This is a genomic window from Gilliamella sp. X-57 (assembly GCF_057063565.1).
Map to the genome: position 1 here is coordinate 1 of NZ_JBXSQI010000014.1, position 13,255 is coordinate 13,255.

Annotated in this window: 17 protein-coding genes and 1 pseudogene; 14 read left to right on the forward strand and 4 right to left on the reverse strand. The window is 36.5% G+C overall.

What is annotated here, in order from left to right; translation table 11 throughout:
- Positions 1–25: 25 nt before the first annotated feature.
- The 4 genes and pseudogenes from ACYIAL_RS07505 to fliE all read right to left on the reverse strand — a co-directional run.
- Positions 26–277: pseudogene (locus ACYIAL_RS07505) on the reverse strand (transposase); the annotation flags it as partial.
- Positions 278–329: 52 nt separating this feature from the next.
- Positions 330–725 carry a hypothetical protein gene (locus ACYIAL_RS07510; RefSeq protein WP_483751346.1) on the reverse strand — a complete coding sequence of 132 codons (396 nt, stop codon included), beginning with the start codon at positions 723–725 and terminating at the stop codon, positions 330–332.
- Between the two features lie 89 nt (positions 726–814).
- Complete coding sequence (locus tag ACYIAL_RS07515; protein ID WP_483751347.1) at positions 815–1,162, reverse strand: STY0301 family protein; 348 nt, start codon at positions 1,160–1,162, stop codon at positions 815–817.
- 283 nt (positions 1,163–1,445) lie between these two features.
- Positions 1,446–1,754: a flagellar hook-basal body complex protein FliE gene (fliE, locus tag ACYIAL_RS07520; RefSeq protein WP_483751348.1), complete on the reverse strand. Its 309-nt coding sequence runs from the start codon at positions 1,752–1,754 to the stop codon at positions 1,446–1,448.
- Between the two features lie 174 nt (positions 1,755–1,928).
- Between fliE and fliF the strand changes: the two genes are divergently transcribed.
- From fliF to ACYIAL_RS07590, 14 genes are all read left to right on the forward strand, one after another.
- Positions 1,929–3,638, forward strand: a complete 1,710-nt coding sequence (fliF, locus tag ACYIAL_RS07525; RefSeq protein WP_483751349.1) for a flagellar basal-body MS-ring/collar protein FliF — start codon at positions 1,929–1,931, stop codon at positions 3,636–3,638.
- The gene (gene fliG, locus ACYIAL_RS07530; RefSeq protein ID WP_160431216.1) at positions 3,635–4,633 is read left to right on the forward strand and encodes a flagellar motor switch protein FliG; all 999 of its coding nucleotides are present in this window, start codon (positions 3,635–3,637) and stop codon (positions 4,631–4,633) included. The genes fliF and fliG overlap by 4 nt, the downstream gene beginning before the upstream one ends.
- Positions 4,617–5,378, forward strand: coding sequence for a flagellar assembly protein FliH (locus ACYIAL_RS07535; protein ID WP_483751350.1), 762 nt, complete (start codon positions 4,617–4,619; stop codon positions 5,376–5,378). The genes fliG and ACYIAL_RS07535 overlap by 17 nt, the downstream gene beginning before the upstream one ends.
- 1 nt (position 5,379) lies before the next feature.
- Positions 5,380–6,753 carry a flagellar protein export ATPase FliI gene (gene fliI, locus ACYIAL_RS07540; protein ID WP_483751351.1) on the forward strand — a complete coding sequence of 458 codons (1,374 nt, stop codon included), beginning with the start codon at positions 5,380–5,382 and terminating at the stop codon, positions 6,751–6,753.
- Between the two features lie 9 nt (positions 6,754–6,762).
- On the forward strand, positions 6,763–7,227 hold the full coding sequence (gene fliJ / locus ACYIAL_RS07545; protein WP_065586391.1) for a flagellar export protein FliJ: 465 nt from the start codon (positions 6,763–6,765) through the stop codon (positions 7,225–7,227).
- Positions 7,217–8,401 (forward strand): flagellar hook-length control protein FliK, encoded by a 1,185-nt coding sequence (locus ACYIAL_RS07550; protein WP_483751352.1) that lies wholly within the window; start codon positions 7,217–7,219, stop codon positions 8,399–8,401. The genes fliJ and ACYIAL_RS07550 overlap by 11 nt, the downstream gene beginning before the upstream one ends.
- 172 nt (positions 8,402–8,573) lie before the next feature.
- On the forward strand, positions 8,574–9,041 hold the full coding sequence (locus ACYIAL_RS07555) for a flagellar basal body-associated FliL family protein (RefSeq protein ID WP_174796533.1): 468 nt from the start codon (positions 8,574–8,576) through the stop codon (positions 9,039–9,041).
- A gap of 5 nt (positions 9,042–9,046) precedes the next feature.
- Positions 9,047–10,096 (forward strand): flagellar motor switch protein FliM, encoded by a 1,050-nt coding sequence (fliM, locus tag ACYIAL_RS07560; RefSeq protein WP_483751353.1) that lies wholly within the window; start codon positions 9,047–9,049, stop codon positions 10,094–10,096.
- Positions 10,089–10,469, forward strand: a complete 381-nt coding sequence (gene fliN / locus ACYIAL_RS07565; RefSeq protein WP_238786513.1) for a flagellar motor switch protein FliN — start codon at positions 10,089–10,091, stop codon at positions 10,467–10,469. The genes fliM and fliN overlap by 8 nt, the downstream gene beginning before the upstream one ends.
- On the forward strand, positions 10,469–10,906 hold the full coding sequence (gene fliO, locus ACYIAL_RS07570; RefSeq protein ID WP_174796536.1) for a flagellar biosynthetic protein FliO: 438 nt from the start codon (positions 10,469–10,471) through the stop codon (positions 10,904–10,906). Before fliN ends, fliO begins: the two co-directional genes overlap by 1 nt.
- 6 nt (positions 10,907–10,912) lie before the next feature.
- On the forward strand, positions 10,913–11,650 hold the full coding sequence (fliP, locus tag ACYIAL_RS07575; protein ID WP_342354059.1) for a flagellar type III secretion system pore protein FliP: 738 nt from the start codon (positions 10,913–10,915) through the stop codon (positions 11,648–11,650).
- An 8-nt stretch (positions 11,651–11,658) separates the two neighbouring features.
- Positions 11,659–11,928, forward strand: a complete 270-nt coding sequence (gene fliQ / locus ACYIAL_RS07580; RefSeq protein WP_174796537.1) for a flagellar biosynthesis protein FliQ — start codon at positions 11,659–11,661, stop codon at positions 11,926–11,928.
- A gap of 5 nt (positions 11,929–11,933) precedes the next feature.
- A complete protein-coding gene (gene fliR / locus ACYIAL_RS07585; RefSeq protein WP_174796538.1) occupies positions 11,934–12,728 on the forward strand; it encodes a flagellar biosynthetic protein FliR in 795 nt (264 codons plus the stop codon).
- A 176-nt stretch (positions 12,729–12,904) separates the two neighbouring features.
- Positions 12,905–13,249 carry a hypothetical protein gene (locus tag ACYIAL_RS07590; protein ID WP_483751354.1) on the forward strand — a complete coding sequence of 115 codons (345 nt, stop codon included), beginning with the start codon at positions 12,905–12,907 and terminating at the stop codon, positions 13,247–13,249.
- Positions 13,250–13,255: the final 6 nt, after the last annotated feature.

The window sequence follows — 13,255 nt, forward strand, 5'->3', positions numbered from 1 at the left end:
TTACGTGCCTTTGTGGGCACTAAAGCTTTTTTATAATTTCTTCCTGAAGCTGGGATTTTAAGCTCAGTTCGGCAAACATCTGCTTAAGCTTGCGGTTTTCGGCCTCCAGCTCCTTTAAGCGTTTGATATCCGAAGTTTCCATACCACCGTATTTTTCCCGCCATTTATAGAAAGTTGAATTACCCATGCCATATTTACGACAGAGCTCCTTGACAGGAATACCCGCTTCAGCTTCTTTTAAAATAGATACAATCTGATGTTCAGTCATTTTTTTCATAATTAAATCCCCTTTACTTTTATCATAGAGAATTTTCTACTTTTTTGCTGTACTATTTTAGGGGATAGTTACATTTAGGCTTTGGATAGGTGATATTTTCTCTATCAAATAATGGGAGCATAATTTCTAAATCTTTATCTGGATGGTACACAGTAATAGACACATAATCCTTACCAGTAGGGCTGACAAAAAAATGGGGTAGAATTCCATCAGACTCGTAATAATAATGAGTATTTTTCTTATCGAGTTCAATAACAACATATATAACCTTATAATCATCCCCATTTTGTGGATAAAAATTAGCAGCAATAACAAGCTTTTCTTGATAACAAGTTGCCCTTGTAGTAGAAAACCCATCAAGCGATGTCAGAACAATCAGTTGCCCTAACGTTGGGTAGTCGAGATACTGTTCATTTAAGGCTATATTGGCTTTTTTTAGTGTTATCATTTTGGATCCTTAATGTATTTTATTCGTTATTTTTTACTAAATGGTGATAGTTATATTGCTATTTTTTCAAAATCATACTGTAAAAGTTGTTATGACATACAATGTGCCTGTACTGGTGTTTCGTATCTTTCACAATAAGCTGCTCCCTTGGCATCAAGAACAATGTAATGATTGGTGCCAGCATATTCGCAGACTAAATACGGCTTTATTTGTGGGGTAAGTTCCCATATTACTTTTTCTTTTTTAAATTCGGGCACTAAATCTACTTTATTACAGATTGGACCATCAAATAGTTTGGCATTATCAAGCTGGTAAACGTGGTGTCCATCAGAAAAAGTTGCAGGGCAACTCACAACAGGGGATTGAGCATGGCAATTGATTGATACTATGCTAAGTAATAGGCTAGTTAATAATATTGTTTTTTGGAATGTTATCACTTTGAATCCCTTATGTATTTCATTGATTGTTTTTATTAAATGACGGCATTATGTCGTTATTTTTTTAAATAGTATAGTAAAAATGGTAAAGTTTTTTGAGCCATCAGTTGATAACGGAAATAATATATTTAGCAGTACAACAAGCATCAAAAATATGAGCGATGCTTATTTTAAAATTGAAGGGTGTGGTGAGTTGATTATCGCATTTAGACTAAAATTAATGGTTATCTGTAAAAGTAAAATGCAAAATTTAGGATATGGCAATTATTTTCGATGTCATTAATTAGACATTCATATTCATAATTTCTTGATAAGCAGCAACCAGTTTATTGCGCACTTGAATACCAAACTGCAATGAAACCGATGATTTTTGCATATTAACCATGACCTCGTTCAATGAAATATTCGCCTCTCCCATTTCAAAAGCTTTGGCTTCATTATTTGCCTGTATTTGTAGTTGACTGATGTTATCTAAAGCGGTTTTTAATTCTGTAACAAAGTTTTTATCTGCAAAATGCGTTTTTGGAGATATTGACGTTGATTCATTTAAATTAGTGAGTTCAATTGGATTGAATGTGTTGATTGTATTCATTTTGATAACTGCTTTTTAGCTCTTTTGTTACTGTATGGCTAAAGTTAACACATAAATAAAAAAACAAAGGGTTTAAGTAAGGGAAAAACTGCACGCTTTTCTCGCCATTGAATTTTTCAAATATATGGATAATAAACTACAGAGTTAATCTAAATAGTTTAGAGTCAGGATGCTATGGCTAGCGAAGCAGTCAATAATAAAGGTGAATCAATCTTAAATAAGTTGCCTTTTGTCAATCAACTAAAACAAAACACCAAAATGGCATTGTTAATTGCCGGTGTCATTACGATAGCGATGATTAGTTTCATCTATTTATGGGCTAAAGATGAGTCCTATAGTGTTTTGTTTAGTAATTTAAATGATAAAGATGGTGGCGAAATTATTAGCCAACTTGATAAGATGAATATTCCTTATCAATTTTCATCTTCTGGCTCGACTATTTTAATTCCACAAGAAAAAGTTTACGATACCCGATTACGTATTGCACAACAAGGTTTACCTAAAGGTGGCTCGGTGGGTTTTGAATTGCTCGATAAAGAAAGTTTCGGTATGAGCCAATTCAATGAACAAATCAATTATCAACGGGCTTTAGAAGGGGAATTATCTCGGACCATATCCATTATCAGTAGTATTAATGATGCCAGAGTGCACTTGGCAATGCCTAAGCCATCTTTATTTGTCAGAGAAAGAAAATCCCCTTCAGCATCGGTGGCATTAACGTTATTACCTGGTCGCTCATTATCACAAGGTCAAATCGATGCCATTATCCATTTAATTTCAAGTAGTGTGCCAGAATTACATGCAGATAAAGTGACCATTATTGATCAGCATGGTCACCTATTAACTGGAGATGGCTACCGTGATAGAAATACCAATGTGGCTCAACTTGAATTTAGTGAGCGAATTGAAAATAGTGTTCGTGAGCGAGTAGAAAAAATCATCATCCCAATTTTGGGTAAACAGAATGTTAAGGTACAAGTCAATGCTGATGTTGATTTTAGCCGACAAGAATCGACTTCTGAAACTTATGATCCAAATAGCGATATAGCCAATCAAACGATTCGCAGTAAGCAACAAGTCGAAAATCGCCAATCCGCCAATAGCTATGGTATAGGTGGAGTACCTGGGGCACTATCAAATCAACCTGCACCAACATCTAGCGCACCAATTGATGAACAAGATGAATCGGCTGGAAAAAATGATAAACAGGCATCTTACAACTTACAATCAAATAATACCGTTAATTTTGAAGTCAATAGGCAAGTGATACGCAGTCAAATACCTGAAGGCCGGATCAAACGTTTATCGGTTGCTGTTTTAGTTAATTATAAATTTGTCGCAACCGAGTCAGACAATACTAAGTCTGAAGATGATGACAATCAGTCACCAGCCATAACCGAACAATGGGTCAAGCTAGATAATGATGAACTTCAAAATATTGAAGCGCTCGCACGTCAAGCAATGGGCTTTTCTGATTTACGTGGCGATACATTAACTGTTGCGAATTTGAAATTTACCGATCAAGTACTTGATGATAATGACAATATCGCATTTTGGCAAACCAATGAATTTTATGATTCTGTCAAAACAGGATTTAAATATCTTATTTATATTCTTATTTTCTGGATTATGTGGCGCAAGGTATTACGTTCATTATGGTTGAAATTACAACGTCAATTCTTGACCGGAAAAGAGGAATCATTGAATCCTAAATCAACGGTAGAAGAAAAGTTAGATTATAAAGCACACAGTAAACAACAGCACAAAATATTTGAAGATAATATGCAACAACAACAGCACATACGCAAAATAGTTGAGAAAGAACCTCGTGTCATGGCATTAATTATTCGTAGTTGGATCAATAAAGAGGACGCTAAACAATGATTTTAAGTGAATCTCAAAAAGTGGCTGCGATTTTAATGGTGTTAGGTGAAGGGCTTGCCGCACAAGTCATGCAGCATCTTAGTCAAAAAGAGGTGCAACAAATTAGTAGCGCTATGATGTCGTTACCTCAGTTGTCTCAGGAACAATTGAAAGGCATACTTAACGAATGCCAAGTGGCTCTTGAAGAGTGTGCAGTTTTAAATACCGATCCAAATGGCTATTTACGTTCAATATTAGGGCGATCATTGGGTGCTGAAAAAGCTGAACGTTTACTTGATGAACTATTATCTACTGATCAAGAAGAAGCAACCGATGGTCTTGAAATGCTTAACTATGTTGATGCGACAAGAGCAGTTGATCTGGTCAAAAAAGAGCATCCACAAATCATCGCAACTATTTTAGTTCATCTAAACCGTGATTTAGCAGCAGAAATTTTAAATCTGTTTGATGATGAATTGCGTAACGATGTCATGCTACGTATTGCGACTTTTGGTGGGGTTGAGCCTTCCGCTCTGCAATTACTCTCATCCTCATTATCGACATTATTACATGGTCAAAATATTAAACTGAATAATCTTGGTGGAGTACGTACTGCGGCAGAAATTATTAACTTAATGAAAACACAGCAAGAAGAGCAGGTTATTAATGCATTGCGTGATTACGATGGAGAGTTAACGCAAAAAATTATTGATGAAATGTTCTTGTTTGAAAATCTGGTTGAAGTGGATGATAGAAGTATCCAACGCTTACTTAAAGAAGTTGATAATGAAGTATTGATCATTGCATTGAAAGGGGCATCAGTTGAATTACGTGACAAACTATTGAGTAATATGTCACAGCGTGCAGCCTCTATTTTACGTGAAGATTTAGAAAATAGACCACCTGTACGTTTATCTCAAGTAGAAACAGAACAGAAGAAAATTCTGGCTATTGCTCGTCGATTAGCTGAAAGCGGTGAAATGATTCTAACTAGCGGTGATGATGAATATGTATAATCAGCCCGATAGATTAAATTGGGAACCACTAAGCTTTCGCGATTTAGCATCATCTAAGCTAGCAGAATTAAGCAAAAGCAATGAGATTGAGCAACTAGAGACTAGTGAACCAACGCCTGATTCTGAGCATGAACCCATTAAGCCTAACGAGATCGAACAAACGCTAGAGCAGTTAAAACAGCAGGTTGAAGCACAAGCCTACCAAGAAGGATTTAATTTAGGTCGATCTGAAGGTTTTGAGGAAGGTAAACAAGCGGGCTATGAACAAGGATATCGCCTTGGGCAACAAGAAGGACGTGAACAAATTGAGCAGGAGCTTAATGAAGAAAAGCGCAAAACAGCTCATGCTATAACCGAGTTAGTCAGTAATTTTCAACAATCAATTAATGATATTGATGAGTTAATTGTGCCTAAATTGCTTGATTTGGCGTTAATTGCTGCACAAAAAACAGTAGGCAGCATGGCTAAAGTAAAACAAAAGCAGTTAAGCCATAGCATACAAACATTAGTTGAGCAGTGTCCAATTTTATCAGAACCGATATCGTTACATCTTAATCCTACTGATTTGCAATGGTTAGAACCCCTGTTTCATGACGAAAATCAGCAATATCAATGGCAATTAATTGCTGATGCTAATATTGAAATCGGTGGCTGCAAAATTATAACCGATACTAATGAAATTGATGCCAATATCAATGACCACTGGCAAATAATATCTGATAGCCTAAAAGAGGATGATTATTAACGTGAAATATTCTTCACAATGGCTAAGTAAAATTGACCAAGCTACACAACAACTTGAATCGCTATCGTTAATTCGCCAATACGGACGCTTAGTTAAAGCATCAGGATTGGTGCTTGAAGCTGTTGGATTAAAATTACCTTTGGGATCTAATTGCTTGGTTGAACGACAAACCAATGGTCAAACGGAGCCAGTTGAATGCGAAGTAGTTGGCTTTAATGATAAAACACTTTACTTAATGCCGTTTGAATCAACGGACGGTATTTTATTAGGCGCACGCGTCTATACTAAGCAATATAATCTAACACACTTTAGTCATAAAGTCTTACCAATGGGAATGGCTTTATTAGGTCGAGTACTTGATGCTATGGGGAAACCTTTAGATGGTAAACCGTTACCTGAGCAGGTTGAGTTTGAAGGATTATCTCATAAAGCGATTAACCCATTACAACGCACCCCTGTTCATCAGGTACTTGATGTTGGCGTCAGAGCCATAAATGCCTTATTAACCGTTGGTAAAGGGCAACGAATGGGCTTATTTGCAGGATCGGGGGTTGGCAAAAGTGTCTTACTTGGCATGATGGCACGCTACACGCAAGCGGATATTATTGTTGTTGGTCTGATTGGTGAACGTGGGCGAGAAGTTAAAGATTTTATCGAAAATATTTTAAGCGAAGAAGGATTAGCTCGAGCAGTTGTTATAGCGGCTCCCGCCGATGTGTCACCATTATTGCGCTTACAAGGTGCCGCGTATGCAACAAAAATTGCCGAAAACTTTCGCGATAAAGGTTTTAACGTTTTACTTATTATGGACTCTTTAACGCGTTATGCAATGGCACAACGAGAAATTGCTTTAGCTATAGGGGAACCCCCAGCAACGAAAGGCTACCCTCCTTCGGTCTTTGCCAAATTACCGGCATTAGTTGAAAGAGCGGGTAATGATGAAAACGGAAAAGGTTCCATTACGGCATTTTATACGGTATTGACAGAAGGTGATGATCAACAAGATCCAATTGCCGATTCGGCCAGAGCGATTTTAGATGGGCATATTGTTTTATCTCGCTCGCTTGCTGAGTCTGGGCATTACCCTGCCATTGATATTGAAGCTTCAATTAGTCGGGTGATGACCGATCTTACTGCGCCTGAAGACGAAAAAAAATCCCGATTATTTAAACAATTGTTTTCAAGCTTCCAACGAAACCGCGATTTGATCAATGTGGGAGCTTATGTAACGGGTACTGATCCTTTATTGGATAGGGCGATAGTATTGTTTCCTGCCATGCAAAAATTTTTACAGCAAAGTATTAATGAACATTGTAGCTATCAAGATGCTTATCAACAATTAGTGAGCATTGTCGAACCAACAGTAACGAGTTAGGAAAGCGTAATGGCAAATAAAAATTCTGGGCAATTTGCGTTTTTAACATTAAAAAAACTAGCAAAAAAATCGGTCGATGAGACTTTAATTAAGTTAAAAAAAGCGCATGAAAATCATCGTCATGCGCAATCGCAACTGCATGTATTAAATGATTATTATGCTGAATATCAACAAAAATTGAATAACGCTTTATCTCGTGGTATTAAAGGCGGTGAATTGAATAATTTTAATGCCTTTATTTCAACTATTGAGCAAGGCATTGCGCAACAGCAAAAAGTATTGTTAACGTTGGATATTAAGCAAAAGCAAATCACCAATCAACTTAATCAATCGCAAAAAAGCTTAAATACCTATACAACACTATTAGACAAGCAATATAAAAAACAGCAACAACAACAAAATCGTTTACAACAAAAACTGACAGATGAATTTGCACAGTTACAACTAGCAAGGAGAGCATTAAATGAATATTAATCTTATTAATGATTTGAACATGACCACTTCTCATCAATCAAAGAGTGTTGAAACGGACGTAATGGCTGATGATAATGATTGCTTTCAACAACAACTATTGCGGCTAAGCGAAAATCAAGCAGAGCAGGGGGAAAAATCAGTTAATGCCAAGTCAAATGTGACCGAAGATGAGCACGAAGATAATGACCTTAAAGACGAGGTATTAATGATGTCTATTTATCCCATTAATATACAGGATTTTGAGCAAGAAAAACATGCCCTTGTAAGTACAGCACAAAATGGTGATATAACAACTCATTTCAATGCATTGAGAACAAATAATCTAAATACTAATTTATTTGATCATTCATCGTCAGAAACATGGGAAAATGAGCAGGCAACGCAGTTACTTACCTCTATCTATGACAGTGAAGATTTAATTAATAAAGTAACACCGCAAACAGATGTAGCGTCGTTAACGAACGATAACAAGGGGATAAAGCTTGACGTTGCTCATAAAAAAGCGACCAGCATTAAAGGCGGTCTTAATAATTTGTATGTTAACCAAACAAATAATACGCAAAATGCTAATGATATTATGCAAAAATTAGCGACAGCTCAAACTCAATTTATAGCAAATCAATATGATAAAGATGCGGCAGTGCATACTAATCAAGAATTCTCGTTGACGACTAATGCAAATGGATTAAGTTCCTTATTATCGCCATCTAATGCCACCGCCACATCAGCTACAATCAATTTATCAACGCCAGTGAATATAGCGCAATGGCAAACTTCATTAACTGAACAAATTATTATGTTTAATCGTCAAGGTATTCAAACTGCCGACATCAAATTACATCCACAAGAGTTAGGATCATTGCATATTAAACTTGCCATGAATGACGATAAGATGAATCTTCATATGATGGCTGCGCATAGTGTTGTTAAAGGTATGTTAGAATCAGCATTACCTTTTTTAAGAACATCATTGGAAGATCAAGGCATTATGCTAGAGCAAGCCAATATTGGTGACTTTTCGATGATGAACGATTCACAGCAATCCGATATGCATCAACAAACAAAAAATAACCCGTTACCGACCGTGCAAACGCTTGATGCGACCGATGCTGGTGTTGAGCAAATCATCGTTGAAAATCGTTCGCACAACTCTGGTCTTAGCATATTTGCTTAACGATTGACATTATTTTTTAATTTTAGATGTAAATAATTTGAAGCGCATAAATAGGTAATGTTTTATTGCCTATTCTTCAAATCGATTTTAAAAATATGCTTTATTATTCTTGTAACCATGTCCAGCTAATGGATTAGAGATCTTTTTAAATTTTATAGAGACAAGAATAAATATGCCTACAGCCTCAAAAAAAGTCAGTGTTTTAAATTTAATCCTTACTCTGATTACGCTATCAGCGATAAGCTTTGCGGCTTATTTATGGTTTCAAAACCATTCACCAAACACCCATACAGAGCCAGAAGAACCCGAAATCTTGTCGCCTGTATTTTTAACATTAAAACCATTTACGATTTCATTACCTGTTTCAGAAGAAAATATCGATATCAACAAAATTCTTTATATTGGTATCGTTTTACGTGTGGCGAATGAAGATCAAAAAACGGTGCTATTAGATTATTTGCCAGAAGTGAGAAGTGATGTGCTGCTTTTAACGTCAAAACAGTATATTAATCAACTAAAGCAAGAATCAGGGAAAATCAATTTACAAGAACAAATTAAAAATACGTTATCGCGAAAATATGATGCAAAACATTCGGTAAAGATTGATGAAGTTCTATTTACTGATTTTATTATACGGTGATTATTATGCCCGATAATATCGAAGCCACAACAGATATAAATGAAAAGGATGACGTAGCACAACAATCTGAAAGTTTTGTGATAGCTGAAGATGATGACAATACTGGTGCTTCCGTTGTCTCGTTACCTTCTGGGAAAAAAGCCGACGTTAAACCCTATGATCTATCGGTCAAACATCGCTTTATTCCTGAGCGTTTAACTGCGTTAGAAATTATAAATGAACGTTTTGCCCGTCAATTTCGAATTGGTTTATTCAACCGATTACGTCGCAATACTGATGTGGTGGCTTCACCCGTTGAGCCTCATACGTTCAAAGAGTTTTCTGATATTTCATCGGCAAACCATTTAAATTTAGTGCATCTTAACCCACTAAGAGGTTCAAGTTTATTTTCATTTTCACCTGAATTAGTTTTTATTATTGTCGATTCGTTATTTGGTGGTGATGGACATACAACTCAAATAGAAACAGAAGGGCGTGAATTTACCCATACCGAACAACAGATCATTAAACGAGTACTAGAGTTAGCATTAGTTATTTATCAAAATTCATGGGCTGATGTCTACCCGATTGAAGCCGAATATATTCGATCTGAAATGCAAAGTAAATTTACCAATATTACCAGTTCACCTGATGATATTGTGTTAACAACAAACTTTAAAGTTGAAGTGGGGCATAGTAAAGCAACCTTTTGTGTTTGTATTCCTTATTCTATGGTCGAGCCAATCAAAGAGTTGCTAATAAAACCGCCTGTTGAGCCACAGACTTATCAAGATGATAATGTTTGGATGAGTTCATTAACGACTGGAATCAAACAATCAACCGTCGAATTAGTCGCTAACTTTACCCATATTCACACAACCGTTAACAAACTGTTAGCCTTAAAAGTGGATGATATTTTAGTGATCGATAAACCAACAAGTTTAGATGTAACAGTCGGTGGCGTACCAGTATTAAAAGGCCATTACGGTAAAGTAAATAAACAATATGCAATTCAAGTAGAACAGGTGATTAATCCTGTGATAGAACAATTGAATGAGGGAGTGTTCAATGACTGACACCAAACCAAATCACGACGAAAACCAAAAAACAACAGTAGCAAGTGACGAGCTCATCACGAAAGAAGCGATTTTTGAAACACTATCTCCGCAACACACGGAAGACAAAAAGCAAGATATTAATCTTATATTAGATATTCCTGTAGAACTAAGTGTCGAGCTTGGCCGAACCAAAATCGCCATTAAAGATCTGTTAAACCTAACTCAAGGATCGGTAATTGCATTAGATGGACTTGCCGGAGAACCATTGGATATATTAATTAATGGTTATTTAATTGCCCAAGGTGAAATTGTGGTGGTTGGCGATAACTATGGTGTGCGCATCACCGATATTATTACCCCATCAGAGCGTGTACGAAGATTGAGTCGTTAATGGCAATAAAGCAGACAAATTTGGCACAACCAGTGGTTCCAACTGCCAACACCAATACCTTATTGGTGCCATCTTCTCAGGCCAATATTTACACCGAAGTTGGATCGTCAATGGGATTAATGCTGATTGTGGTCATTGGTTGTATTTTATTGTTAGCATGGCTTGCTAAACGAATGGGTTGGAAAAAAAAAGCCGACCAATGGATTGATGTCAAAGCCACATACAGTATTACGCCTAAAGAACGTATTATGGTGGTTCATGTTGATAACCAACTATTAGTGGTAGGTGTAACTTCTCAACAAATGACATTATTACATACCATCGATGAACAACGCAGCAAAATGTTACTTGCGCAAAATGTGGCAGAGAAAAATCTGACGAAAAATCACACCTTTCAGCAGATATTACAATCCGCTTTAAAACCGAAAAAGGAGTAACAACAAGTGCGGTTAAATTTAACTATTTTGCTAAGCTTATTGTTGTTTAGCCTATCGAGCCATGCTGAAATTCCTGCATTATCCGTCATGAACCAGCCCTTGAGCGGTGGTCAAAATTGGTCATTACCAGTTGAGACATTAGTCTTTTTGACCTTACTCACTTTTATACCAGCAATATTACTTTTGATGACCAGCTTTACACGCATCATCATTGTGTTAGGTCTGTTACGTAACGCCCTTGGTACGCAATCCGCGCCCCCTAATCAAGTTATTTTAGGGATTGCACTGTTTATGACCTTTTTTATTATGTCGCCGGTGATTGATAACATTTATCAAGACGCTTATGTGCCCTATTCGCAACATCAAATCACCATGCAAGAAGGTTTAACCAAAGCAACAAAACCGTTAAAAGAATTTATGCTTACCCAAACGCGAGAAAACGACCTAGCGTTATTTGTTAACATGTCTCATCAAAACGATATTCAAACACGCGAAGATATCCCTCTAAAAGTGTTGGTTCCCGCTTTTGTGGTGAGTGAATTAAAAACAGCATTTCAAATCGGTTTTACCATTTTTATTCCTTTTTTAGTCATTGACCTAGTGGTCGCCAGCACACTTATGGCATTAGGGATGATGATGGTGCCACCAGCAACGGTATCACTGCCATTTAAATTAATGTTATTTGTATTGGCCGATGGTTGGCACTTATTACTCGGTTCGCTGGCACAAAGCTTTTTTAGTTGAGTTGCACCATGTCACCTGAATATATTAGCACCTTAGCAACGCAAGCCATAAAAGTTGCTGGATCACTGGCAGGGCCATTACTGTTAGTGGCATTAGTAACAGGGTTAATCATTAGCTTATTACAAGCGGCAACGCAAATTAACGAAATGACATTATCATTTATTCCCAAAATTTTGGCGGTGATTGCTGTATTAATTATTTTAGGACCTTCAATGTTATCATTGATGATTGATTATATTCAAACCGTTATCACCGATATTCCTAACTTAACTCGTTAAATTAGATGGATTTTAACAGTAATACTATATTTAATATTGATCTCTTTTCTTGGGCTAAGGACTGCTTTTTTCCCTTTGTTCGTATTTTAGCGATGATTAGGGTGGCGCCGATTTTTGGCGAAAAAGAAATCCCCAATCGCGTTAAAATTAGCTTGGCGCTACTGATTGCGATTGTACTGCCACTTCCTCATCTTGATGACAATATCAAAATATACTCTTTGATAGGAATATGGATTATCGCGCAGCAAATAATGATTGGTGCGCTAATTGGTTTTACCATGCAGTTGGCATTTATGACGGTACGATTTTCAGGCGAATTAATTGGTATGCAAATGGGGCTGGGCATGGCAACTTTCTTTGACCCTATTGGTGGCCCATCCACATCAGTATTATCACGCTTAATTAACATTATTGCGCTATTAATATTTTTGAGTTTGGACGGCCATTTATGGCTTTTATATGGCATCGCAAATAGTTTTGAAATCATTCCAATTGCTGTGATGCCATTACAAGCAAACGGATACTTAGCACTCATTGATGCTAGTAAACTATTATTTATTAATGGTATTATGCTAGCACTCCCCTTAATGACTTTACTGTTAATCATCAACATATCATTGGGATTACTTAATAGAATGACACCACAATTATCGATATTTGTGGTTGGCTATCCAGCAACACTATTATTAGGGCTAGTCATGCTAACTTACCTAATTACGACGCTGCCCACGTTTGCAGAATTTATTTTTGAACAAGTATTTGAACGCATTGCTAACATATTGTGGTATTTAACTCAGTGATACTTGCCAGCAAAAAACATGATTAAATTATTATTAGATGTTTAATACTCACTATTCCATCGTTGAACGAGAATTTATTCGGAAAATAAACAATGATAAACTAAGCAACCGAAAGCAAGTCTTGTTTATTATTCTAATTATTTACTTGCTCAATGATGATGGATTAACAATTGACTATGAGCAAAGAACAAGAATTAATAAAGCAGGCAGAAAAACTCGCTTCACTTCCTGATTGCGCAGAACCTTTTGAGCAACTTAAGGCTTTACTCAAAGATGAAACCGATCTTGAAATGAGGTCTCGAGTTATTGCATTTTTCTATATAGCATTTGAAGAAGCATTATGTTCAAGGGAGCATTTTAATATGCTTAATAATAAAGTCCGAAAGCTTATTAACACTTATCCACTGCCTGATGATGCCGAGGAGCAATTAGACCATATAATAGAACAAACTGATAACGCATATGAACGATTGCTATTAGGTCGAGTTCACGAAGCACTCTTTATTCAACGCCATCAATAATCAAAT

Coding starts and splice junctions, on each gene's coding strand:
- ACYIAL_RS07510 (WP_483751346.1), bottom strand. CDS start 725: ATGATAACACTAAAAAAAGCCAATATAGCCTTAAATGAACAGTATCTC.
- fliE (WP_483751348.1), bottom strand. CDS start 1,754: ATGAATACAATCAACACATTCAATCCAATTGAACTCACTAATTTAAAT.
- fliF (WP_483751349.1), top strand. CDS start 1,929: ATGGCTAGCGAAGCAGTCAATAATAAAGGTGAATCAATCTTAAATAAG.
- fliG (WP_160431216.1), top strand. CDS start 3,635: ATGATTTTAAGTGAATCTCAAAAAGTGGCTGCGATTTTAATGGTGTTA.
- ACYIAL_RS07535 (WP_483751350.1), top strand. CDS start 4,617: ATGATGAATATGTATAATCAGCCCGATAGATTAAATTGGGAACCACTA.
- fliJ (WP_065586391.1), top strand. CDS start 6,763: ATGGCAAATAAAAATTCTGGGCAATTTGCGTTTTTAACATTAAAAAAA.
- ACYIAL_RS07550 (WP_483751352.1), top strand. CDS start 7,217: ATGAATATTAATCTTATTAATGATTTGAACATGACCACTTCTCATCAA.
- ACYIAL_RS07555 (WP_174796533.1), top strand. CDS start 8,574: ATGCCTACAGCCTCAAAAAAAGTCAGTGTTTTAAATTTAATCCTTACT.
- fliM (WP_483751353.1), top strand. CDS start 9,047: ATGCCCGATAATATCGAAGCCACAACAGATATAAATGAAAAGGATGAC.
- fliN (WP_238786513.1), top strand. CDS start 10,089: ATGACTGACACCAAACCAAATCACGACGAAAACCAAAAAACAACAGTA.
- fliO (WP_174796536.1), top strand. CDS start 10,469: ATGGCAATAAAGCAGACAAATTTGGCACAACCAGTGGTTCCAACTGCC.
- fliQ (WP_174796537.1), top strand. CDS start 11,659: ATGTCACCTGAATATATTAGCACCTTAGCAACGCAAGCCATAAAAGTT.
- fliR (WP_174796538.1), top strand. CDS start 11,934: ATGGATTTTAACAGTAATACTATATTTAATATTGATCTCTTTTCTTGG.
- ACYIAL_RS07590 (WP_483751354.1), top strand. CDS start 12,905: ATGAGCAAAGAACAAGAATTAATAAAGCAGGCAGAAAAACTCGCTTCA.